The organism is Nocardiopsis sp. JB363, from assembly GCF_900143625.1.
Classification (GTDB): domain Bacteria; phylum Actinomycetota; class Actinomycetes; order Streptosporangiales; family Streptosporangiaceae; genus Nocardiopsis.
This window is the reverse complement of the sequence record NZ_FRFF01000108.1, coordinates 19,218-40,646: the sequence shown is the minus strand read 5'-3', so window position 1 is coordinate 40,646 and position 21,429 is coordinate 19,218. Positions and strand designations below refer to the sequence as shown.

General features: G+C 63.2%; 25 protein-coding genes. 17 read left to right on the top strand and 8 right to left on the bottom strand.

What is annotated here, in order from left to right:
- Positions 1-437: 437 nt before the first annotated feature.
- The 5 genes from BQ8420_RS16805 to BQ8420_RS16790 form a co-directional block, all read right to left on the bottom strand.
- Complete coding sequence (locus BQ8420_RS16805; RefSeq protein ID WP_087100073.1) at positions 438-869, bottom strand: hypothetical protein; 432 nt, start codon at positions 867-869, stop codon at positions 438-440.
- A gap of 550 nt (positions 870-1,419) precedes the next feature.
- The gene (locus BQ8420_RS16800) at positions 1,420-2,067 is read right to left on the bottom strand and encodes a hypothetical protein (protein ID WP_235006314.1); all 648 of its coding nucleotides are present in this window, start codon (positions 2,065-2,067) and stop codon (positions 1,420-1,422) included.
- Positions 2,068-2,135: 68 nt separating this feature from the next.
- Entirely contained in the window at positions 2,136-2,570 is a 435-nt protein-coding gene (locus BQ8420_RS31465; RefSeq protein WP_160049338.1) for a hypothetical protein, read from the bottom strand.
- A gap of 100 nt (positions 2,571-2,670) precedes the next feature.
- Positions 2,671-3,714 (bottom strand): OmpA family protein, encoded by a 1,044-nt coding sequence (locus BQ8420_RS16795; RefSeq protein WP_235006312.1) that lies wholly within the window; start codon positions 3,712-3,714, stop codon positions 2,671-2,673.
- 101 nt (positions 3,715-3,815) lie between these two features.
- On the bottom strand, positions 3,816-4,034 hold the full coding sequence (locus BQ8420_RS16790; protein ID WP_087100070.1) for a hypothetical protein: 219 nt from the start codon (positions 4,032-4,034) through the stop codon (positions 3,816-3,818).
- Between the two features lie 659 nt (positions 4,035-4,693).
- On the opposite strand from BQ8420_RS16790, the gene BQ8420_RS16785 reads away from it, so the two are divergent.
- From BQ8420_RS16785 to BQ8420_RS16750, 8 genes are all read left to right on the top strand, one after another.
- Entirely contained in the window at positions 4,694-5,842 is a 1,149-nt protein-coding gene (locus tag BQ8420_RS16785) for a TIGR04222 domain-containing membrane protein (protein WP_143847355.1), read from the top strand.
- A gap of 320 nt (positions 5,843-6,162) precedes the next feature.
- On the top strand, positions 6,163-8,211 hold the full coding sequence (locus tag BQ8420_RS16780; protein WP_143847353.1) for a polymorphic toxin-type HINT domain-containing protein: 2,049 nt from the start codon (positions 6,163-6,165) through the stop codon (positions 8,209-8,211).
- Between the two features lie 4 nt (positions 8,212-8,215).
- Positions 8,216-8,470: a hypothetical protein gene (locus tag BQ8420_RS16775; protein ID WP_087100067.1), complete on the top strand. Its 255-nt coding sequence runs from the start codon at positions 8,216-8,218 to the stop codon at positions 8,468-8,470.
- 48 nt (positions 8,471-8,518) lie between these two features.
- Positions 8,519-8,908, top strand: coding sequence for a hypothetical protein (locus BQ8420_RS16770; RefSeq protein WP_087100066.1), 390 nt, complete (start codon positions 8,519-8,521; stop codon positions 8,906-8,908).
- Between the two features lie 33 nt (positions 8,909-8,941).
- The gene (locus BQ8420_RS16765; protein WP_087100065.1) at positions 8,942-9,385 is read left to right on the top strand and encodes a hypothetical protein; all 444 of its coding nucleotides are present in this window, start codon (positions 8,942-8,944) and stop codon (positions 9,383-9,385) included.
- Positions 9,378-9,788, top strand: coding sequence for a hypothetical protein (locus BQ8420_RS16760; RefSeq protein ID WP_087100064.1), 411 nt, complete (start codon positions 9,378-9,380; stop codon positions 9,786-9,788). The genes BQ8420_RS16765 and BQ8420_RS16760 overlap by 8 nt, the downstream gene beginning before the upstream one ends.
- 110 nt (positions 9,789-9,898) lie before the next feature.
- Positions 9,899-10,261 (top strand): hypothetical protein, encoded by a 363-nt coding sequence (locus BQ8420_RS16755; protein WP_143847351.1) that lies wholly within the window; start codon positions 9,899-9,901, stop codon positions 10,259-10,261.
- 33 nt (positions 10,262-10,294) lie between these two features.
- Positions 10,295-10,648 (top strand): hypothetical protein, encoded by a 354-nt coding sequence (locus tag BQ8420_RS16750; protein ID WP_235006310.1) that lies wholly within the window; start codon positions 10,295-10,297, stop codon positions 10,646-10,648.
- Between the two features lie 58 nt (positions 10,649-10,706).
- On the opposite strand, the gene BQ8420_RS16745 is transcribed toward BQ8420_RS16750, so the two are convergent.
- Together BQ8420_RS16745 and BQ8420_RS16740 are read right to left on the bottom strand one after the other, a co-directional pair.
- On the bottom strand, positions 10,707-11,063 hold the full coding sequence (locus BQ8420_RS16745; protein WP_087100061.1) for a hypothetical protein: 357 nt from the start codon (positions 11,061-11,063) through the stop codon (positions 10,707-10,709).
- A complete protein-coding gene (locus tag BQ8420_RS16740) occupies positions 11,060-11,398 on the bottom strand; it encodes a hypothetical protein (RefSeq protein ID WP_087100060.1) in 339 nt (112 codons plus the stop codon). Before BQ8420_RS16740 ends, BQ8420_RS16745 begins: the two co-directional genes overlap by 4 nt.
- 164 nt (positions 11,399-11,562) lie before the next feature.
- Here BQ8420_RS16740 and BQ8420_RS16735 point away from each other — a divergent pair, with 164 nt between their 5' ends.
- The 8 genes from BQ8420_RS16735 to BQ8420_RS16700 all read left to right on the top strand — a co-directional run bounded on the left by BQ8420_RS16735 (position 11,563) and on the right by BQ8420_RS16700 (position 19,105).
- Positions 11,563-11,814, top strand: coding sequence for a GntR family transcriptional regulator (locus BQ8420_RS16735; RefSeq protein WP_087100078.1), 252 nt, complete (start codon positions 11,563-11,565; stop codon positions 11,812-11,814).
- Between the two features lie 312 nt (positions 11,815-12,126).
- A complete protein-coding gene (locus tag BQ8420_RS16730; protein WP_087100059.1) occupies positions 12,127-12,378 on the top strand; it encodes a GntR family transcriptional regulator in 252 nt (83 codons plus the stop codon).
- A gap of 244 nt (positions 12,379-12,622) precedes the next feature.
- Positions 12,623-12,859, top strand: coding sequence for a winged helix-turn-helix domain-containing protein (locus BQ8420_RS33225; protein WP_087100058.1), 237 nt, complete (start codon positions 12,623-12,625; stop codon positions 12,857-12,859).
- On the top strand, positions 12,849-13,091 hold the full coding sequence (locus tag BQ8420_RS16720; RefSeq protein ID WP_087100057.1) for a GntR family transcriptional regulator: 243 nt from the start codon (positions 12,849-12,851) through the stop codon (positions 13,089-13,091). The genes BQ8420_RS33225 and BQ8420_RS16720 overlap by 11 nt, the downstream gene beginning before the upstream one ends.
- Before the next feature lie 562 nt (positions 13,092-13,653).
- A complete protein-coding gene (locus tag BQ8420_RS16715) occupies positions 13,654-13,878 on the top strand; it encodes a hypothetical protein (RefSeq protein WP_087100056.1) in 225 nt (74 codons plus the stop codon).
- The gene (locus BQ8420_RS16710; RefSeq protein WP_087100055.1) at positions 13,875-14,258 is read left to right on the top strand and encodes a DUF6507 family protein; all 384 of its coding nucleotides are present in this window, start codon (positions 13,875-13,877) and stop codon (positions 14,256-14,258) included. The genes BQ8420_RS16715 and BQ8420_RS16710 overlap by 4 nt, the downstream gene beginning before the upstream one ends.
- Positions 14,259-14,381: 123 nt before the next feature.
- On the top strand, positions 14,382-18,218 hold the full coding sequence (locus tag BQ8420_RS16705; RefSeq protein WP_235006305.1) for a hypothetical protein: 3,837 nt from the start codon (positions 14,382-14,384) through the stop codon (positions 18,216-18,218).
- Between the two features lie 122 nt (positions 18,219-18,340).
- Entirely contained in the window at positions 18,341-19,105 is a 765-nt protein-coding gene (locus BQ8420_RS16700) for an immunity 49 family protein (protein WP_087100077.1), read from the top strand.
- Positions 19,106-19,278: 173 nt separating this feature from the next.
- Here the strand turns inward: BQ8420_RS16700 and BQ8420_RS16695 are convergent, their stop codons facing one another.
- Positions 19,279-20,343, bottom strand: coding sequence for an LLM class flavin-dependent oxidoreductase (locus tag BQ8420_RS16695; protein ID WP_087100053.1), 1,065 nt, complete (start codon positions 20,341-20,343; stop codon positions 19,279-19,281).
- Between the two features lie 169 nt (positions 20,344-20,512).
- On the opposite strand from BQ8420_RS16695, the gene BQ8420_RS16690 reads away from it, so the two are divergent.
- Positions 20,513-20,788, top strand: coding sequence for an ArsR/SmtB family transcription factor (locus tag BQ8420_RS16690; protein ID WP_369825510.1), 276 nt, complete (start codon positions 20,513-20,515; stop codon positions 20,786-20,788).
- The last annotated feature ends 641 nt before the right edge of the window (positions 20,789-21,429 follow it).

Here is a 21,429-nt window from a genome sequence, read left to right as displayed (position 1 = left end):
GATTAGGAGGAGGGGTGGGGGAAAAGTTCTAATCTGTCCACTACTGTCCGAAGATTTGCCGGCATCTGTGGGCGTTTTGCGGCGATTCCGGACAGCGGAAACCGAAGTGGTGAAAACGGTGGTCTGGGCTCGGGGTGAAGAGGAGGGGCGGACGCACGACAAGGAGGACACGACACGAGGTCGCGCGCCCGCCCACATCACACGGGTACCCGCAGCGATACCCGTGGTCTGAGGAACCCGCTCCCCTGCCTTTGCAAGGGGTGCTGACGAAGGACAGGGGAGCGAGGTGGAGACGGCACGGCAGATTCCGACTCGTCCGGTACGAGACCGGAATGGTTCCCGAACGACCCTCCGGGGCTCGGGAACCCCCAGGCCGCGGAACCATACCTACCGGGTGGGGCCCGCCCCCCACTCCGGCGCCGTCTCCTGGTTCGGAGTCACCCGCTCAGCGGGGACCCCGAGATCTGAGCACCCTCGGCGGGGGTGGTGGTGCGCCGGCCGGGGGAGTCGGTGAGTGCCCGTCGGTGCGGCCGGACTTCACCGGGGGTGAGATGTCGGGTCGTATCGCCGTACGACAGGGGGTTACGGACGGCGAGCATGCCCAGCAGGGCCACCCGTTGAAGCACCCGGGCCAGGCTGTCCGGCCGGGGGCCGTGGAGCGGGCCCAGCGGGCGCAGCGAGCGCAGGGGATGGCCGAAGGTTCCGTTGGTGAAGCGACTCCGCCTCGGGCCTCGAACCACCCGCTTGGGCAGGGGCGAGGCATCACTCGGGGAGCCGGGCGAAACGGGGGCGCCGGAGGGCGCGGCGGTGCTGGGGGAGACATCGGAGGTCGGGGAGGTGCGGGGCGTGGGGGAAGGTCTGCTGTCCAAGACGGTTCCTGACGAGTTGGGGGCTCGTTGTCGGACGGGCCGAGGGCGGATGCGGGGGAACACCCGTGGGTCCGTCGGGACGCGGGGAAGTAGGCCACTTCCGTGTCCACCGTGCAAACGTGTGGTGGAAGACCTACCTCTCATGTTTCGTTCTTAGCAACGCTGCGTTGCCTTCGATGGACACTCTGCCGCATAGACGGGAAAAAGTCGTGGCCCGAGAGTGACTTTCCGTGGCCGAATCCGGCCACGATGGGGGATTTGCAGGTCGCGGAGGGTGAGCGGCATTGGAACGGCTGCGGTACCAGAGGAAAGGGGGCAGTGGAGTGCAGGGAGGGCCCACCCCTTAGGGACGGAGAGTGGTGAAGGGACGTGCGTGGCGGCTGGCCGGCGGATGGTTCATGGGGATGAGCCCGCGACATCGAGGGGCCGCCATGGGGGAGTGGGAGCAGGAATCACCCGGCCAGGCTCGCGAAACCCCGACGCGGTGATGGACGGTTCAGGCAGGTCTGAGAGCGGGAGCCAGAGCGAGCTCAGAGCGCGTTGCGTCGACTCAGTAGGACTTGGTGCTCTGCCAATACGACCAAGCCTGACAGGGGGTGCCGTGGGTGCTCTCGATGTAGCTCAGCCCCCAGTCGATCTGGACCGAGGCGCTGTTCTGGAAACCATCCGGCATCGCACCGTGCACGGCCGGGTTGAATCCGACGATGCCGTGCGTGCCGTATTGGGGGTCGACGATGCTCGGGTCCCAGCCGGACATCTGGCCCCACATGTTGTCCAGGCAGGTCCACTCCTGGTCGGTCCAGCCATAGGCCGTGGCGGACTGCATGGCGATGTTCTGGTTGTCCGCGTGGTTGTTGTCGCCGCCGCCCCACTCGTATTCTTCGGGTTCCTCGGGGCGGTCGTGATCCACCCAGGTCTCGTCACCACACTCGGGTCCGCCGACCAGACAGACCATCTGGCGCACCCCGTTGTTGAAGGTGGAGCTGAGCTCGCTCTGGTAGATGAGCGTGATGATCGCGGCGGCGAAGATGGTGACGACACCGATCTCCACGAACCCCGCACCACGGTCACTGCTCTCCTGGTGCCCAGGACGGAACCACCGCAGAGCGTTGCTCAGTCGACGGTTGAGCCGGGGCAAAGGCCTGGTCGAAGAGGTCCGTCGCGAATCCCCGAGCTCGGGGCGGTGGGGGGTGGTCAACGCCGCCTCCAGTGGAGTCCAGGTGTGGGTGGGAAGTCGGGGAGTGGGTTGGAGCGGTCAGAGGAGGATCAGGAGATCGGGATGTCCTCGATCGGCTCGAACCCGGGAATCTCCAGCGTGATGGCTTCCACGTCCTCAGGGACGGAGTACATAGACCAGTAGGCGACCTGTTCGCCCGCGCCAATATTTTCCTTGAAGTCGATGGAAACATTGCCCGAGCAGAGACAATTATTATCACCATCCATGACTGGATGAAACCGCCTATCGCCGGAGTCCGAGGTGATGGTGACTCCTGAATAAGTAAGTGCATCTTTGTACATATATGAGGTTCCAGAGGGCCATGTGAAAAATACATTCCCACTCCCCTCGTTTTTGATGCTCCAAGTTACTGAAAGCAGATTACCGGAATCATTTTTTTCTGCTGAGTGAGCCTCTGCGGTGAGGCCAGAGCTAATATCTTCGTTGGATTCAGCTGTTCCCGTAGATTCGAGATCGTCAGTCATTGGGTGAGCAGATGCGAGAACCCCGGATGCAGTTGAGAAGGAGATGGCAGTAATGAGAGCAACAGCTCCAACTGCTCGTAGTCTAGAATTCATGGCTTCCCTATTTTTCGAACGTGACGCTCACTCGCCGGTTGCGTTCACGTCCTTCTTCGGTGGCGTTATCCGCGATCGGGTCAGCTGATCCATGCCCTTCAACTTCGAAGGAAAGGCCTTGGCGTGTAATGAGATCGGATAGGGCAGACTCAACGCTTTCTGCACGTTCCTTGGAGAGTGGTACGTTTACAGAGTCGTTTCCTGTATTGTCTGCATGTCCGTCAATGGACACAGTCTCCGCACTTGCATCATCGATTTCTTGGGCTACCTGATCCAGCATTTCCTCGGCCTCGTTGCTCAGATCAGAACTGTTCGTTTCGAAGAGAACATCTGACGAAAGAAGGATGCTAACTTCGTCACTACTTTCGGTTCTTCCTGTCTGATCTTCGAGCTGATCAGAAATCATAGTTAGGTCAAGTACCTGTGCGTCTGCAAGGTTGCTGCTCTCGATCGATTCGGATGAATCGCTAATAGGAACATCAAGCATGGGAGGAGTCAAAGGTGTAACGACAGCCATATTCTCCAGGTCAGCTGGAGGCTGTGGGTAAACAACCCAGAGTGTTTCTGTCTCGCCACTCGCGATAGGTCCGTCGAGAGAGCTGCAAAAACAACTACCATCACTTTGGTCAAAGCTAAAATACCGTTGCTGGTTCTCGGCATCAATGAGGCTAATGTAGCTGGCTGAGAGTTGGTCATCTCCTTCGGCCAGGCCAAAGCCAATATTGAACCCCTCAGGGGAGTTGTTGGTTACGCCGAGTCGGAGTCGAAGAAATTCGCTGTTCATCCTCTCAAGGGAGTAAACATCTACTTGTAGTTCAGACCCAAGTGTGGTTGCTGTTGTAGTAGAGCTTGCAATGACTTCCCCATCTTGGTTGCTTGGTCTGGGGTTGGCTTCTTCAGAGGGATTTGATTGGGCCTCATCAGGTTCCCCGGGGGTTTCATCCGAACTCACCACGCAGCCAGAGACTAGTAATATAGTGATGGCAGAAGTTGAGCAGGCCAAGGCAAAATTTCGCCCTTTTTTTGGGGAATCCGCACTGATGAACGTCAAATTTCCCCGCTCCTCTGGATGTGTGGTAATTAAGATCAAGGTCTCGAGAGTGATCTAGTTTTCGGAGTGCTCACGGTTAAATTAGAGAAAATGCGTTCGCTCTATCCGCCACTCGGAAGGAAAACCTGAGAAATCGCGTTGCTGATTCCTTGGACAATGTTGGTGCCGATGCTGCTGTTGTAGAAAAGGGCGGCGACGAGGGCGACGAACACGATGATGGCCCCGTACTCGACGAAGCCGGCGCCCTTGTCCTTGGCTTCGGGGTCCCTCGGGAGGACCATGGTGTTGATCTTGGCCCAAAGCTTGTGGGTGAAGTTCATGGGGGTGACTCCTTGCTGGGAGTGGGGGCTATATGGACTGCCACGACCACGTGGTCGCCTGGCGGTGAGCCTGGGGCTCGGGCTCACCGGCGCTTGTGACGGGGGCTCTGTGAACGCTCGTCACTCCACTATCGAATAAGAAGCGGTGCACTATGCCGGCTTCTGGCCGGATCTGGCCATATCTGTTGACACCACGATTGTCATGGCACCGCCCGAGGTTTTCAGGGGGTTTCCGCGAAATCCCAGGTGAATGCAGGTAGGCCTTGAGTTCTCTGTTCACATGGCCGCCGCTTCGTGCAACCCTCGACTCCTCTCACGCCTATGATCGCACGCACCTCTCCAATGCGTCACGACTGGGCGTATCCACCCAGCTCAGAGCGATAGAGCCCAGGTCGGGAGATCTCCGCGACCCACATTCTGGTACTCGGTTCCGATAATCCCGGCTCTCGCATGCGAATAAGCAGGTCAGCGACTCTTTCTCACCTCAGGCCACAACTCCACCGTGAGTACCAGCGCATCGGGAACCACTCAGCCATTTCGGTCTTCTCACCATGGGAGAGCCCTCGCGACCCCGCCTCTGCCCCTGGCTCCGCCTTCGGAACCTCTCGCCATGACCACCCTGGCCGAACCGTTCCTGCGAGCCTGAAAGGTCCTCAGCCTTGGACGACTACGCGTTACCCCTCGCTCTCTTCGGGATGGCCCTCGGTGCACTGCTCCTGGGGTTGCTGCTGGGCGGATGGCCGGCCATCCGCCTGATCAGGGTCGACCGCGGTATCCGCCGCCACATCGAGCAGGTCCCACCACCCACCGACTACACCGACGCGGATTCCCTCTCGCCGACCGAGCTGGCCTACCTGGCCGGCGGGGCCAAGAGAGTGGGACAGGTCGCCGTGATGGACCTTCTCTTGACCAAGAGGGCCCGGATGCGACGTCTTCGCGGATCCATCCGTCTGACCGGCCCCGGTTTGCACCCCGAGAAGGACCCGGTCCGAATCGCCGCCGTCGCCGCTTGCAGGCAGAAGGTGGCTGTCCCGAGCGAGGAGGTCATCGAGAAGGTCGCCGGGAGCGACGCCGTCGGAGATCTGGGCCGTGGGCTCGCGAGTAGGGGGCTGGTGGCCGTCTCCGACGAACTCCCCGCGCTGATCGAGCGGCGAAGCGCCGCGAAGTACCTGTCGAAGGCCTTTGGAATCATCGGTTGGCTGCTGGTCGCCGCCTGTGTGGTCCTGCTGTTGTCCGGTTCCGGACTGAACCTGTGGGTGGTGGCCGGGCTGATCTTCGGCGCGTCTCTGATCGTGCCGGGGCTGATCGCCAAGGGTCAGGAGTCGCGGTTCGCCGGCCCCCTGGAGGACAAGGACGCCGAGTTCGTCCCCCTCACCACCGCGGGCGGGTCGTTGCTGCGACAGGCGACTGAGCGGTACGAGCTGTCCGGGACCGTCGAACGGGAGATGGTCCACGGTGACGCGCTGAGGATCTGTGCGCTGTACGGCCTGACGAGAATGAGTGCGCTGGGCCGGGCGCTGACTGCGAAGATGCCGAAGTCCCGAAGAGGCTCATCGAACTCCATCGACGTGCGCTCTGCCGCAGGGGAGACATCGACAGAGCTGTCAGGTGACGGCGAGATCCTCACCTGGACCGAGGTGTACGAATTCGCTTCGTTCTGCGTCGCAGGCTCCTTCGATGGTGGGTCCGGAGGAAAAAGCGGCTGGGGCGGGTTCGGCGGGGAAGGCGGATGGGGCGGGTTCGGCGGCTCCGACGGCGGCGGTGATGGTGGCGGAGGGGGAGGCGGCGATGGTGGTGGAGGTACCTGATCTCCGATGTTGGAACACGTCCAAGTTCGCTGTCGGAGCGATCCATCGCCGCGACGCGTTGGATGCCCGCTGAGCCGGTCCTCAACGGCTCACCAGGACTTCTCTGACCCGAGGTCGGGACCCGGTTCGGAAAAGGACCAGGGTCCGCCATGTGGCCCAAACGTGATGATCCTTCATTGGAAGATCAGCACAGTTCAGGGCCGACGACCGCCTGTCTGGCCACATACGGCCAGGCCCGCACCTTGATACCGACCGACATTTCGGACCTATCCTTCCTCCGCGCCCTGACCCCCAGGTGACCCCGGAGAGCGGAGAGTTCCGTGTTGCGTCGTCTCCATGATCCCGATCGTGGCGCCACGATGCTGGAGTACGCCGCCGTCATCGTGTTGGTGGCCGCGATCGCCGCCGCGCTGTTCATCTCCGGAATCCCCGGGACCATCAGTGATGGGATCGGTGCCGCAGCGGACCGGGCACTCAGCGGCGAGGGAGAGCACGAACCTGGAGCGGGCGCCGACCCGGATGGCGAAGGCCGGGAACCCGGTGATTCCGGTGACTCCGGTGCTGATGGTTCCGAACCCGGTGGCCCCGGCCCTGGCGGTCCGGATGCGGATGGTGCTGACCCTCAGGAGCCGGAAGGCACGACCCCACAGACCCCCGAATCGGAAGCCCCCGAAGACGGGGGTGCAGAAGCTGACGACTCCACCGCACCGGACGGCGATTCAGGGGCGGACTCGGCCCCGGGCGCGGACGCTCCCGGGTTCCTCGACCCTGATTCCCTGCGCACCGGTATCGAGAACTACCGGGCGAACCCGAGCACGGTGGACGACGTATCGCTCTCCCCGGAGGACACCTCCTCCGACGACCCCTCCGACAACCCCGACGAGGACTCTTCCGGCGACCAGGGCCAGAGCGCCGACGACACCGACCAGGATTCCGAACCAGGTGCGGACGCCGACAACGGCGATGAGGACAGACCCGCCTTCACCTGGGAGGACAAGGGCAACTACGACTGGGACTGCGGCTGGGTCGCCCACTACCTGTGCGTGGTCGGGGGAGGCCTCAGCCAAGGGGCCGTGGAGATGGGGGAGGGGATCCTCGATCTCGGCTGCCACCTGCACCTGTGCAGCCATGACGGCTTCAAGGAGACCTGGGCCAACACCGGGGCCATGGCGGAGGGCATCTGGAACGACCCTTGGGGCAGCGCCAAGGACATCTGGAACGGCTTCCTCGAACCCTTCGATGAGAACTACGACAACCTCGGCGGAGGCGACGGGACCGTCAAGAACCTCGGCTACGGCGCGACCATGCTGGTCGGTGGGTTCCTCAAGCCGTTCAAGTTGTTGGGAGGGAAAGGCCCCGACGGTGCTTCCGGGAACGACCGTGGTGGGTCCGACCGGGACGGTGACTCGGGGGATGGCGATGGCCAGGGGGGTCGGCGCGGCGATCCCGACTGCGACAACAGCTTCTTGCCCGGCACCCTCGTAGTGCTCGCCGACGGTGGTGCCCGGCCCATCGAACAGGTCGAGGTCGGTGACCTGGTCCTGGCCCAGGACCCGGAGTCCGGAGAGCGTGGGGCACGTGAGGTGACCGCGCTGATCCCCACGGGCGGCGGGCTCCCGGAGCAAGCGGAGCAGCGCACCCTCGTCGAGGTCTCGGTAGACGACGGCGCGGGCGAGACCGGGCTGGTGACCGCCACCGACGACCACCCCTTCTGGGTTCCGGAACAGGGCTGGACGGACGCGATCGACCTCGAACCGGGGACCTGGTTGCGCACCGGCAACGGCACCTGGACGCGGGTCGACACGGTCGACGCGTACACGGTCACCGGCCAGGCCGTCCACAACCTCAGCGTCGACGACCTGCGCACCTACCACGTGCTCGCCGGAGACACCCCGCTCCTGGTGCACAACTGTCCTCCGGCCGGGAACGACCGGGGACCCACCGCCACCGAACGCCGCAACTCACCCGGCACGGCCACCGGCGGACAGAACCTTCCCCAGGTCACCGGGACCTGGCTGCGCGGCACCGAAGGCAATGCCGGTCGAACTCCCCGGCAGATCGCCGATCAGCTGGAGGGGCGCAGCTTCGACACCTTCGACCAGTTCCGCGGCGCCTACTGGAACGCGGTCGCCGACACCCCGGAACTGGCCGGCCAGTTCGCCCCGCACCAGGTCACCCGAATGCGCAACGGCAACGCGCCCTTCGCGGTCCAGAACCAACAGGTGGGCGGACAACGCAGTTACGTGCTGCACCACATCACCCCGATCGGTCGAGGGGGCGGTGTGTACGATCTGGACAACATCATGGTGGTGACCCCCCGTTACCACCGCGACATCCTCGATCCGGATTACCACTACGGAGGTGGCTGACCAGATGAGCGGGTTGACACGGGAAGAGGTCGTCGCCGCCTTCCGCGAGATCATCGACGTCGGGATCGGTGCGGGCGACGAGGACCTACTCGAACGCAACATCACCCTGCTGGAACGGGGCATCCCGTGCCCGTACGTCAGCGACCTCCTCTTCTGGCCCGATAAGTACGTCGAGGCCGGCGACGACCCGAACGACTTGAGCCCGGAGCGACTGGCCGAGCTGGCCATGCGCCACCGACCCATCGAGATGGGTCCCTGACACCACTCGCCCCCGCCTCCCGAATCCCGGGAGCCCTGAAAGGACACGATGGCCTCCGCCCCCCACAACGCCAGACCGCCCGCCTCCGTACGCGCCCAGAGGGTGCTGCTGTGGATCTACGCGGTGATGTTCGCCGGGAACGCGATCTGGGCCATCGGTGAGGCCGGCGGCGGGATGTTCGGGGTGGGGTACGCGATGCCCTACTTCCTCCTGACGGCCCTGTCGACGGTGCTCGCGGTGAAGGTCGCGACCCGGGCTCGCTGGGTGCGAACCTCGACCATCGTGCTGCACTCCTTCCTGATCGTCATCCAACTGGGACGGACGCTCGGCGGGGACGTGTTCGGTCTGATCGGCCTGCTCATCGCGATCACCGGACTGGTGCTGGCACTACGCCCGGCGGCGCGGGGCTACTTCTCCGTCGTTCCGGTCCGAGCCTGATCGGATTCCACCCCCCTGTAGGAGGCGGTCGGCATGTCGCAGTTCGATCCCCCGTACCCCGGATCGGCGCACCCTCGGGCTTCGCTGGACGCTCCGGTGATGCCCTGGCAGTTGTGGGCCCAGCGGGTCATGTTGTTGCTCATGGTCGTCTGGAGTCTGTACTCCGTGCCCAGGATGATCCGCTGGGACAACTTCCACCTGTTCGGGGTCATGGACGTGCTGTTCATGCTCTGGCTCCTGCTGCCCGCCGGTGTCGCGCTGGTGTGCGCGCTGTTGCTGGGGCGTGGTGGGCCGGTGGTGCTGTACGCGGTCGCCGGGTTGTGCGTGGTGATCGTGGGGCTCAACGTCTGGTTCCACGAGTTCGGCGGTCCGCCGGTGCTACAGGCGATCCCGTTCACCGTGCTCACCGCGATCCCGCTGTGCTTCCCCTCCTCCTGGCGCTACGTCCGCAACCGTCGGGAGTGGAGGCATGGGTGATCAACCTTCTGCGGAGACCCTCCTGATGGGTCGGTCCGTACGGGCCCTGTACGAGGTCCGGCACTGGGTGCTCGGAGCCTGTGAAGGCATCGAGCTCGTCATGGACGACGGTCCTTCGGTGCTGTTGTGGAATGGCACCGATTGGACCCTCCGCATCAACGAGGGTCAGTGGCCGGAGCTTCCGACCTGGGCGTGGCCACCGGAGGCATGGGAGTTCGTTCAGGGGGAGGGGATCGGCGGCCCGGGAATCGACGAGATCCTTTCCGTCAATCTGCGGTTCGACTCGGTCGGACAACGCATGGGGATCGATCTGGGGTTCCGGAAGGCCCGGCTGGTGTTCGACTCAGGCGAGAGGATGAACTGGCGCTGTAAGACGTTGGCCGGGGAAGCGGGTGAGGGATGAGGACACCACGAGGTGCCGTTCTGCTACCGGCAGCGCTCTTATCCGTGCTCTCGACCGGTTGCTCGGGGGTAGAAGGCACCTCCGAATCCGAGCCCACGGCGCAAGCCGAGGTGAGTGAATTCGAGGAGCTCTCCGGTGCGGAGATCCCGGACTCTGCCGAGTCCGTCGAGGTCTTCTCCGTCGGCGACGTGGACCCACTTGCGACGTATGTTGCCACCTTCACCCTGCCTGGTGAAGAGGATGCCAGTGCATTTTGCGCAAGCGGAAAGGTCGGAAATTACAGGATTATATCCGCCGGTGATGTGGAGAATAAGGAGCGTGAGAGGCACTTCATTGGGGAAGCGGAGCTAGTCGATCCTCGAAAATGCACCTCAGTCAAGCAAGGTGAGAACGTCGACCGCAGTGTTGTGTTCAGCTTCCCCGAAGAGGAGCGGGTTTCGGTGTGGGCAGTAACAGAGGAAGTTGGTTGGTAGACGTGACCACGGATCGCGCGCATGGAGGGACGCATGTCCGAACTCTCCAGGTTGGCTGACGCGATCGTGGACCCCTCGGGCTCCTGCGATGACCAGGACCGGCAGGTCGCCGTCATGGAGTTTGTGGAGAAGCTGACCTTCGCCACTGTGGACGACATCCTGGAGATGCTCCGAGTCGACTTCGAGAGTCGATGGGGGTTGCCGGTATGGGCGCGCAACCTGGCCTACCGGTTGGCCTGCCTGCAACGGCCGGATGATCCGCACCTGCTGCGCATGGCGGCGTCCGACCTCTACCTGCACGGTCCGGACTGGGACCACATCGCGGAGGACCTGAACCAGTGCGCCGCCCGGCTGGAAGCCGTATCCCCTGAGACGGGGCTGGAATGAAGTGGAACGACGAAGGCCCGGCCGGAGTGCCACTTCCGGCCGGGCGCTCAGGGTGTCGTTAGCCGCGTTCCCAGGGTTCGGGGAGCGGCGCGCCGCCGGTGATGGCGTTGCGCAGCAGCCCCCAGCGGTCCCTCGCGCGGCGGAGCGCTCGCCAACAGGCGTCGTCGCCACCGATCTCCCGGAGCGCTTCGGAGAGTGCGTCGTAGTGCTCGGTCACTTCCATGCACTCCACACCCCCGCCGCCGAGCCGGATGCCCCACGGGGCGGGCAGGGTGTCGCCGGAGCGCAGAAGGATGTCGAGGCGTCCGAAGACCGCGTCCGCGGAGATCAGACGGGTGACCGGGTCCACCGGGAGGTCGCATTCGTTGAGGAGTCGGGTGAGTCGGTCGGCCAGGGCGTCGGTGGCGTGCGTCATGCGGACACCCCCTGGAGGAAGGCCCGCTGCGTCTCCCAAGCCCGATAGGGGCCTCGAACGATCTCGACCTGCGGGTAAGCGTCCTTGATCGGTCGCCGAGGCGCGGGGATCGGGGGAGCCGGGACCGGGGCTGTGGGCGGCAGGGGTTCGGGTTCGGGGAGGTGCGCGGTCGTGAGGTCGGCCGGGGCGATCACGTAGCGGCGCACCCGGCGTGACCGGCGGCGACGCATCTCGCCACCCAGCTCGCGCAGGTATCCGAAGGCTGTGGTGTGCGCCCCACGCGTGGGCCGCGACAGCCGAACGAGCAGGGACAGCAAGGCAGTAACGTATGGCATGGCAAGCGCTCCTAAGGTTTCGCTTGTCCGGGCCCGGGGTGTTAGCGCACCGCCGGGCCACTTTCATGACTGGGGCAAGGCTTCTTCAAAGTTAACCCTACTACCCCTGTCTAGGGTAGTGGCTAGCTATGAGGGGACCAGGGCCCATGGCTACCTTCATGGCTATGCCCGCCATTGACCGCGAATCCGCTGTTCCGCCCTACATCCAGGTAGCCAACGCGCTCCGAGCGCGAATCGAGAGTGGAGAGATTCCATCAGGCCGAGCGCTTCCATCCCTGGTCAAGCTGGAGGACGAGTTCGGCGCTGCCCGAGACACCCTTCGGAAGGCGGTCCAGGTACTCAAGGACGAAGAACGTGTGCAGACGGTCCGAGGGATGGGTGTCTTCGTCCTGCCATTGGAACCTCCGCAGCCCTGAGAGCGGATTCAGCCAACTGGATGCAGCCTTGTGGGTACTGCGCTATTGATGCCATCCGAACCGGCGTGTACGCGCCTGGGGAGTGAGTTCCCCCAGTCCTCGGAGTCGCGGAGGAGTGCAAGATCGCGATGGTACCTGCGCAGAAGGCGCTCAAGGCCTGCGTGACCGGGGGCTGATCGAGATCTTCCCCATCGTTGGTTCCTCGTGCGCGAAGGAGCTTCGAGCGTGCCTGAGCTCGTCACATGTTGTCAGGTGTCTTCACATGGCGCTGTCTGACGTCAAGTAACGATGGAGGAGACGTAGCGTCGTCATATGACCATTGATCTTGATGGGCCGGAACCTCTTCGTGAACAGGTCGCGGACGTTCTAGCCGCCCGGATCGCAGAAGGTGTTTACGAGCCTCGACGGCGCATCCCTTCGGAAGCCGCCCTGTGCGAGGAGTTCGGAGTCTCGCGTCCTACCGTTCGCGCTGCTATCACCCTGCTTACGGACAAGGGGCTGGTGGTCACTATGCGCGGCAAGGGAACTTACGTCACCGCACAGCCGGGAACACCAGGCGAGTAGACCCCGTAACGCAGACCCTGGCCTCCTTCGAAGGAGGCCAGGGTCTGCGTTCTTCCTCTTGAACCCTGAGCGGTTATCCACAGGCCGGAAGACGTGCCGGCGCTGCCTGCCCGCATCCGGCTAGCGTCGATACCGGGGGAGCCTCACACTCCTCCGGCTTTGTGCTGCCCAACTCCCAACACCGGTTGTCCACAGATTCAACCGGGCACGACTTTCACCAGCTGAACCGCTGTAGCGTGCCGGCATGGAGTGGGAAGAGGGCCCTCGCTGGGTTCAGATCACCGACCAACTAGAGGAACGCATCCGAGCCGGCGTGTACGCGCCGGGGGAGCGGGTTCCCTCGATCGCCGAAGTTGCGGAGGAGTACCAGGTATCGACGTCCACTGCGCAGAAGGCGTTCAGAGGCCTGCGTGCCCGAGGGCTGACCAAGACCTTCTCCGGCATGGGCTCATACGTGAGGCGTCGGTCGGATGAAGGTTGACCGCTTCGATCCCACGCCCTTGTACATCCAGGTGGCGGACCGACTTCGAGAGCGGGTCCGTAGGGGAGAATTCGAACCGCGCGTGCAACTTCCATCGGAGTCGATGTTGGTCGCTGACTACGGGATCGCGAGGGAGACCGCTCGCCGTGCGATCGCAGTCCTTCGACAAGAAGGTTTGGTGGTGACGCTGCCTCAGCGTGGAACGTTCGTCGCCCCGGCTCCGGATAGCTGAGTTCTGCTCCCACGCCTTCTTACGAGAGCAACCACCAGGATGCGGTGTCGCGCAGATGCTCCACCGATAGGCTTCGCCCTCGCCCGGCCCCAGCGAACCCCCACCTTTCGCATCTTCGCCCCTCACACCTCCAGGGCGGTCTCCCCAACGCTGCCCTTTCTTCCCCTACCTTCTCTACGGCCTCCTCACGTGACGCCCTGGCCGCCGCACCCCTCCCGAAGTGGCCTTCGTCACGTTATGCCTTCCTCCCTTCGGGGTCTTCCCCTCCCACAAATGTCATGACCTGGAGTAAGGGGATCACTCCAGCTTTCGACCCGCGCCGATCCACGCCACACCACGGCTCCCCAAGAGTGCGCTAACGCGGAAAAATCACCAGAATCACAACTACACCAACGATTCAGGCAACCAATCTGACAACAGGCGCATATCGACACCTTGGGAAGGCAGGCCCGTGAGGTTCGCGTTCGTCTACGACGAAACGGGGGGCACACACTCGACCGGGGACACACCCCCACCCCCGGAACAACAAGACCGAGAATCGGGCCGACCACCGCCCCCTGCGGTGCGTATCGCTACGGCCGCCGAACGAGCGCGCACCCGAGGCACCACCGACTTCCACCGGGCCCTCTCCTGCCTGGATCGGATGTGGCACACCATCTCGGTCTCCGACTCCGAGTCGCCGAACGCCTCCGGCCGCACCATCGACTGGGCGAGCGATGAGGTCGACCAGGACGAGATGTTCCGACCTCAAGCGTTTCGTGCTCCCACATCGGGAGGTCGATCGTGAGTGAGTGGTCCATCGACCCCGTCCAGGTCGGCGCGGTGCTCTCCGAAACGGCTGAACACCTGGGTGAGGAGGGCGGCGGCTCTGGCCTGTTGGGGCACATGAGTCAGCTGGAAACGCGGATCACCTCGGTGAACTCCCACATCAACAGCACCCCGATCGGGATCGCGATCGGTGAGTTCGCCGAGCACAACTTCGCCATGTTGGGCGACATGCTCTCGCTGACCGCTTCGGCGCTCGAAGGCGCGAGTGAGGCCACCACCGCCTATATCGAGGGCGATCAAGAGATGGCCGCCGAAGCCCAGGCCCAAGCGGGCGATGTGCCCGACCCCAACGCCCCCTCCGGCCCGGTGGGCGGACCCGGCGCGGGCCGGCCCGTCTGACCCCCTACGCCAACCTTTCTTCCTTCCTTCCTTCCTTCCCTTTCTCCCCTTGTCCCCCTTGTTTTGGAGTTCGTTGTGCCGATCGCGGACCCCGGTGCGGGCGCGGCCACCCCCGCACCCCCTGTGGATGTCGAGACACAGAAACTGTCTTTGCAAGACGCCGAAGGCATCATCAATCCGTTGACCTTCCCCGACCCCTCGGTGTCGGTGGGCTATGTCGAGGCGATGGCCTCGGGGCTGCGTGAGTTGGGTACCTCGATCGCCGACACCGGCAACGACATCACCGGCTCCTGGGCCGGGTTGAGCCCTCACTATTCCGCTCCGGAGTCCGAGACCTTGTTCTCGGTCCTGGACCCGGTGGCCACCGATGGCGACACCGTGGGTGAGGAGTTGGGCCGGGCGGCCAGGGCGTTGGAGAACTTCGCCGGGGATGTGGCCGACATCAAGACCCGCTGGTCCAACCTGCGGGTGGAAGCCTACGACCTGCGCTCGCGCATCGCTGCCGAGGGCGATGACTGGGACAAAGGCGGTGGGCTCCTCGGGTTCGGTGACAGCCCGTTGGTGGAGGAGAACAAGGCCCTGATCGATCAGGGCGGAAAGATCATCACCGACTACACCGAGGTCGAGAACACCTGCGCCAACGCCATCAACAACGGGATTGCCGGTCGCACCCAGTTCGAACAACAGCCCGAGGGTGACGCTGAGCTCGATCCGAACGTGTTCTACCACGGGTTCGAGCAGGATCTGTCGGAGTTGGCGGTGGAGTGGGGGCATGAGAGCGCCCAGACCGACCACGGGTGGTGGGTCGATGCGAGCCACGCGGTGTGGGACTTCGGTGTGGACGCCGTTGAGGGTGTGGGTGCGATGGTGGGCGCCCACTCTTCCCAGGGGTGGTTCGAGGCTTCGTGGGGGGATGCGCTCAAGGAGTACCACTGGGACAACCTGACCTCGGCGGCCTCGTTGGTGGGGATGTACGACGCTGAGTCCGACTCGTTGGGGTGGAACGGCGGGGAGGGTGTGGGTGAGGCGTGGAAGGACCTGGCGCACTCGGTGGTGCCGTGGGAGGAGTGGGGGGATCGGCCTGGGTATGTGATCGGGACGGCGGCGTTGAACGTCATCGGCCTGGTGGGTGGTGCGGCGTTGACGGCCACCGGTGTGGGTGCGGTGGTGGGTGTGCCGTTGATGGCTTGGCGTGGGATGTCCATCGTGGACGGGATGGGCGGCTCCGGACGCGGCGGTGGTGGTGGGGCGGATATCGATCTGCCCGATGTCTCCCAGGTTCCGCGGTTCGGTGGCTCGGGATCGCCGCTGATCAACCTGGCCGGGCGGGCGTTGGACGCCACCGGGTACGGTCCGAGCCAGTTGGCCGACCTCAAGGCCATGGTCAGCCGCTTGTTGCCTTCGGGGCAGAGCGGGGCCGAGTCGGCGGGTTCTTCCTCGACACAGACGGGCGGGGAAGCCGAGGGTGGCCGCCCCGGTAGCGCTCGCCCGCCACAGGGGAGTGCGGAGGTTGATCAACGCTCCATCCAGCGCCCGGCGCAGGATTCCGCCATGGACGACCCGGGTGAGCCCGTTACGCCCGCGGCGGCGGATACACGGGTTTCCGTTGGGAGCGACACAGGGGAAGCCGGTAGTGGTCGCTCTGGTGCTGCTCGCCCGGTACAGACGACCGGAGAAGTCGACCAGAGCCCGGACCAGGACTCCGCTACGGCCGGCAGAAGTGAGCCCGACACGGAATCGAGCCACTCTGAGGACGAAACCGGGAGCGAAAACCTTACTGATCATCTTGATGGGGATGAGTCTGTAAACGGCACCGATCCGGAACCGCGCAAGGACGAGGTAACCGAAGGGACAGAGAACTCCCGGGCCGTCAGCGAAGATCCCAACCAGGGCCCGAGAGTGAGTGACGTTGCCGAGGCGGACAGTCTCCTGCAATCACTTGCGGACTCCTTCACTCCTGAGCAAAGGGCCGGGTTCGAGAACGCTGAGCGGAACCTGTCTGACCTGGAGACACAGGAACCCAGGCCTCGCCTCAGCGATGAGCAGGTCAACGCGCGGATTCAAAGCGACCCGAGTATCAAGAACATCGATGCCGAGATGCACGAAAGAGCGAGTAATTATCCGGGTTTCTGGGAGGCCGATCCAACCGGCAACACCGGAAATGGCCCGGACCACAGCCAGCAGCCTGCCTATTCTGCGGCCCGGCCTGACTCCGACAGTGCCCACGCGCAGAACTCGGGCAGCTCTCATCGCCCGACTTTCAACCTGGGGAGGAGCGATGGGAGCCTTTCCGATGGTGATCGTGCAGGCGAGCGCGATACCAGAAACGATGGCTCCAGTGACAGCCGTGATGACACCCGAACACGTGACCACGGCCCTGCCGCGTCCCATAACAATGAGAACCCCGCCCCCAGCAAAAACAGTGGACCTCAGGACACGCCCAGCCCCATCCGTAACAACGAGGGCGGATCCCCGAACTCAGAGAGACATGTCCCAGCTACTCCTGCCAGGCGTGACTTGGGTGATTTCGGGGATCGTAACGGCGCTCATCGCAGCAGTGGTGAACCGACCGCGGATAGAAGCAGTGCACATCCGACCGGGCCTGTGCACCACAAGGATGGGCCCGGACCGGATCCCGAACACCGCAGAGACGGCGCCGACCGGGACGGTGAGGCGCGCAGGGAGGGCTCCGACCCCAAGCGCACTGATCGGGATGAGGACTCCTCCAGGGAAACCACCCGTAAGGACGATGACGGCGGGACTCCGAAACCCACACCGCCCCCGGAATCCAATCGCAGTGGCAAAGAAGACCTGGACTCGGATTCCCAAACGGACAAGGATTCTTCACGAGGCAAGGATAATGATCCTGTCTCCGTCCCCAAACATCGCGATGATGCCCAGGCGAAGGCTCATGATCTGCTGCGCACCATGGACTTGGGCACGGGCAAGGACTTCGTGAAGAATTTCGTTAAACTTGTTAACAGTAAAGAGTATGGGACGCTTCTGGAGCGGGCCTTCTATAATGTTAACGGCGATCGATTCAGAGTGGATATCTCAGTCAATGGACAATCAATCCCAATTCTTGTGCGTGGTGATGTAAGCAGTCCATGGATACCCCGAAATGATCTACCCGAGCCCGACCCGCCGAGATATCACCCTGGCTCGATCGGTAGGACAAGAGATGGGGTTGAAGTTGTTGTTCTCCAGAAGCTTGACTCCCTCGCGAAGATGCGAAAATTGACCCTGTCCGTATACAAACGAGTTGACGGACAGGTACAGGAACTAAAAAAGAAGTTTGACAAGGATAAATCTGATAGTAGCTCGCGAGAATTGGATCGGGCCAGAGAGGAGCGTAGGCCGATCGGGCGTCTGAGAAAGATTGTCACCGAGGCGTTCGGGGAGAACTCTGCTGAGCAGGCTGTCAAGGAGAACTTTACTGGAAAAAATATTCTTCTTGAAGAAGTTCGTAGGGATGAAGATGGCAAAATCGTGAAAGACGAAAAGGGGAAACCGATTGTAGATAAGATTGAGAGGAGACTGCCTGGGCTCGCGGAGGATGAGCCCGGTAGTCCGAACCCGATCCCAACTAGCGAAAATGCGCCGAAAAATGGGAATGATCAGTTCGATCAAATCTGGCGCACGGATGATGGCGGGTTCATCATCGTCGAAGCTAAGGGAAGCTTGGAAACCAGTCTGGGCGAACGGACTATTAAGGTCGGGGATGGCGAGAATGAACTGAAGCGAGTTTCTCAGGGGTCACGCGAGTACTTTGATGATATCCTAAGGGAAATGAAATCGAGAGGTGGAGAGGAGAGGGTCCTTGCGTTGAAGATTGAGGAAGTAATGCTTGAAGATCCTGGTAAAATCCACTACGCAGAGGCTCGGGGTAACCCAGGCAGCTCTGGAGATTATCAAGGGAACTCTATGAAGCTGTTCAATATTTTTGGGAAAGGTAAATGATTTATTCTATTCCTGCTCATGATCTAACTCATCGATCAGAAGCTGATCAAGATGAAATAAGTAGTCGAACTCGGGAAAAATATCCATCTATTCTTGAGCACAGGCCTGAAGGGGTGGGGACGATGGTTGGAACCTTCCATGTTGATACCTTGTTCAGTACGGTTTCGGACCCATCAGCTGCAAGGTTGGAAACTTGGGAGGCTTGGGTTGCAGATATGCAGATGCATGATGCGCTCTTCAAGGTCACCACTACTCCTGAAGACGAACCGGTGGAGGTGATGATCAATCGTCAGGTTCGCCGTACGAAGGGTACGGGGCCGATGTACTGCACCAATGCGAGTAACTGGCTTACGGGTTTCTATCTGGCGGTGATCTGTCGTGAACAGCAGCGTTACCGTGAGTTGTGTAAAATTCCGGTAGACCTGTTGCGTGAAGCCGGTGAGTCAGATGGTGCCCGGTACAATCCGTACATCTATTACTGGATCTCGGCGATCCAGGATTTCGTTCTTAATCGTCCTGGTTTGGGAGAGAATCTACTACAGGCGATGGAACTCTCGAGCCCTGGGTCCTCGGAGCTTGGGAGTGCCGCTACATTGGACCGGTTGGTCTTTCCCCAACTGAATACTTTCCTGCACTTGGTGCAACGGCGTAGTGATGAGTTCAACGAGGCGCTGGCGGAAGGTCTGGTGGCTCACGGGGAGTACTGGACTTCGAGTGAGGAACGGGCGAACAACATCAATGGTGTTGTTCCCATGGCGCTTCTGGCGTTTGCGTGCTTCGGGTATGACGCAGCAGAGGTGGAGTCCGACTTCCGCTTCGAAGTCGAATCCGGGTATCTGCCCAAGCATCTCGTGCAGAGGTCCTGGTACGGCGAGTTCCCCACATAATCGGTCTTTTGAAGACGCAGAAGCCCGGGCCGGGCATAAGCGTGGGGCGAGGCCCTCGCAGCCTCGCCCCACACCCCGGTGGCCGGGGGAGACGGTCCGAGTCCTGCCTGACCCGGCGCCGCCACCCTTGACCCAGTTCCCCCGACCAGGGTCTTGTTTCCCGCAGTTCTCCCTCAGCCCTTCTTGGCCGCCCCCACCTCGTACAGGTCGGCGAGTGCCTCGTAGGAGTACATGCGGGCCTTCTTGTCGAAGATCATCGACGAGATCATCAACTCGTCCACGCCGGTGTCGGCGACGAACTGGTCGATCTTGGCCTTGACGGTCTCCGGCGAACCCACGAACGAGTAGCGCAGCATCGAATCCAGCTGCTGCTTCTCCCCGGGCCGCCACATGGTGTCCAGCGACTTCGGGTCGATGGGCGGCGGCAGGAGTCCGCGGGCGTTGCGCAGGGTGCCCAGGAACGACTGCTGCATGGAGGTGAACAGGCGCCGCGCTTCATCATCGGTGGGCGCGATGAACACGTTGACCCCCGCCATGACGTAGGGCCGCACGGACTGCTCGGAGGGCGCGAAGTTGTCCCGGTAGGAGGCCAGGGCCTCGTACAGCGCCTGCGGGGCGAAGTGCGACGCGAACGCGTACGGCAGCCCCAGGTGGGCGGCCAACTGTGCGCCGAACAGACTCGACCCCAGGATCCACAGCGGCACCTGGAGTCCCTCGCCGGGGACGGCGCGCACCGGCTGCCCGGGCGAGGCGGGCTCGAAGAAGGCCTGCAACTCCTGGACGTCCTGCGGGAACGTGGAGGAGGCGGACTGGTCGCGGCGCAGCGCCCGCATGGTGCGCGGGTCGGTGCCGGGCGCACGGCCCAAGCCCAGGTCGATGCGGCCGGGGTAGAGGGACGCCAGGGTGCCGAACTGTTCGGCGATCACCAGGGGCGAGTGGTTGGGGAGCATGATGCCGCCCGAGCCCACCCGGATGGTGGAGGTGCCCTCGGCGATGAAGCCCAGGGCGACGGAGGTGGCGGCGCTGGCGATGGCGCGCATGTTGTGGTGTTCGGACAGCCAGAACCGGGTGTAGCCCCAGCTCTCCAGGTTCTGGGCGAGTTCGCGGGCGTCGCGGAGCGCCTGGCCGGGCTCGGAGCCTTCGACGATGCTCGCGTGGTCCAGGACCGACAGGGCGAGCCCGCCCCCGGGCGCGGGCGATCCGGGGCGGTTCCCGGTGGTGCTCTCGGCTTCGGTCATCTCACTTATCCCCACTGACCTCGAATGTTCGATGATCGTCGATCATCGAACATTGACGGTACACTCGCGGCGGAACACATACCAAATCGACCGGCCGAGTGGAAGTGGAGGTGGGGCCTTGACGTCCCGGAGTGTGTCCAAGGGACCGGAACATCCGGTGTTGGACGAGGTGGGGCTGGTCACGGTCCTGTCGGCGCTGGCCGAACCCACGCGGTTGCGGATCGTGTGCATGCTCGCCGAACGGGAGGGTGAGCGGGCGTGGAAGGACATCGATCTGCCGATCGCGCAGTCCACGCTCAGCCATCACCTGAAGATCCTGCGCAACGCGGGTCTGCTGCTGAACCGGACTGAGGGCACGCGGTGCTTCGTGTCCTTGCGCGACCAGGAGTTGGAGAGTCGCTTCCCCGGACTGTTGGAGACGGTGCTCAACTGCCGGGACCGCTGACCCCGCCGGTGCCTCCGGCGACCCCGACGACAGCGATGCGGGGACACGGGGGCCGTGTGCGGCCGATGCCGCTGCGACCGGTGTCGTCCTCAGCTTGTTCACGATGGGGCCAACGAAGGTGGCGGCGATCGAGTTCCCGAACCGGAGCCCCGAACGTGAGTTTTCGCGTCGCGGCGGGGTCGGTGAGCGCGGCGGCGGAGGCCGGTGCTGGAGGCCTGCGGTGGAGGGCGGCCGGGCGAGGAGTGTACGGAGACCCGGCAATCTCTTCCCCCCTGATGCGAGAGATCGCCGGGCCTCCACCCCCTACGGAAAGGGCCCCTGAACCCTCTGGTCCCCTTTCCCTCCCAGTGCCTGTCGGCCGGAGGGGCAGTAGATCCAGAGGCCCTGTGGCGATGGTGAGGCATCCACGTGCGTGAAGAACGTGGATTCCCCCGATAAACCTCACCGTCGCACTTCGGAAATAGGACTATCGGAAAGTTCTACCCGGGAATGACGAACCTTCGATATTCCTCTCCCTCTTCGGCCCGCCCGGCCTCGTGTGACTAACGTGGAAAAGCGGGCCCGTGATGTACTCTAGCGCCTCGCCGGACCATTTATGACCCTCCTCGGAGAGCTCGGGCCGTGGCCGACGCGACCCCTCT

Coding starts and splice junctions, on each gene's coding strand:
- BQ8420_RS31465 (WP_160049338.1), bottom strand. CDS start 2,570: ATGACTGACGATCTCGAATCTACGGGAACAGCTGAATCCAACGAAGAT.
- BQ8420_RS16790 (WP_087100070.1), bottom strand. CDS start 4,034: ATGAACTTCACCCACAAGCTTTGGGCCAAGATCAACACCATGGTCCTC.
- BQ8420_RS16775 (WP_087100067.1), top strand. CDS start 8,216: ATGAGCGGGTTGACACGGGAAGAGGTCGTCGCCGCCTTCCGCGAGATC.
- BQ8420_RS16770 (WP_087100066.1), top strand. CDS start 8,519: ATGGCCTCCGCCCCCCACAACGCCAGACCGCCCGCCTCCGTACGCGCC.
- BQ8420_RS16765 (WP_087100065.1), top strand. CDS start 8,942: ATGTCGCAGTTCGATCCCCCGTACCCCGGATCGGCGCACCCTCGGGCT.
- BQ8420_RS16760 (WP_087100064.1), top strand. CDS start 9,378: ATGGGTGATCAACCTTCTGCGGAGACCCTCCTGATGGGTCGGTCCGTA.
- BQ8420_RS16750 (WP_235006310.1), top strand. CDS start 10,295: ATGTCCGAACTCTCCAGGTTGGCTGACGCGATCGTGGACCCCTCGGGC.
- BQ8420_RS16745 (WP_087100061.1), bottom strand. CDS start 11,063: ATGACGCACGCCACCGACGCCCTGGCCGACCGACTCACCCGACTCCTC.
- BQ8420_RS16740 (WP_087100060.1), bottom strand. CDS start 11,398: ATGCCATACGTTACTGCCTTGCTGTCCCTGCTCGTTCGGCTGTCGCGG.
- BQ8420_RS16735 (WP_087100078.1), top strand. CDS start 11,563: ATGCCCGCCATTGACCGCGAATCCGCTGTTCCGCCCTACATCCAGGTA.
- BQ8420_RS16730 (WP_087100059.1), top strand. CDS start 12,127: ATGACCATTGATCTTGATGGGCCGGAACCTCTTCGTGAACAGGTCGCG.
- BQ8420_RS33225 (WP_087100058.1), top strand. CDS start 12,623: ATGGAGTGGGAAGAGGGCCCTCGCTGGGTTCAGATCACCGACCAACTA.
- BQ8420_RS16720 (WP_087100057.1), top strand. CDS start 12,849: ATGAAGGTTGACCGCTTCGATCCCACGCCCTTGTACATCCAGGTGGCG.
- BQ8420_RS16700 (WP_087100077.1), top strand. CDS start 18,341: ATGGTTGGAACCTTCCATGTTGATACCTTGTTCAGTACGGTTTCGGAC.
- BQ8420_RS16695 (WP_087100053.1), bottom strand. CDS start 20,343: ATGACCGAAGCCGAGAGCACCACCGGGAACCGCCCCGGATCGCCCGCG.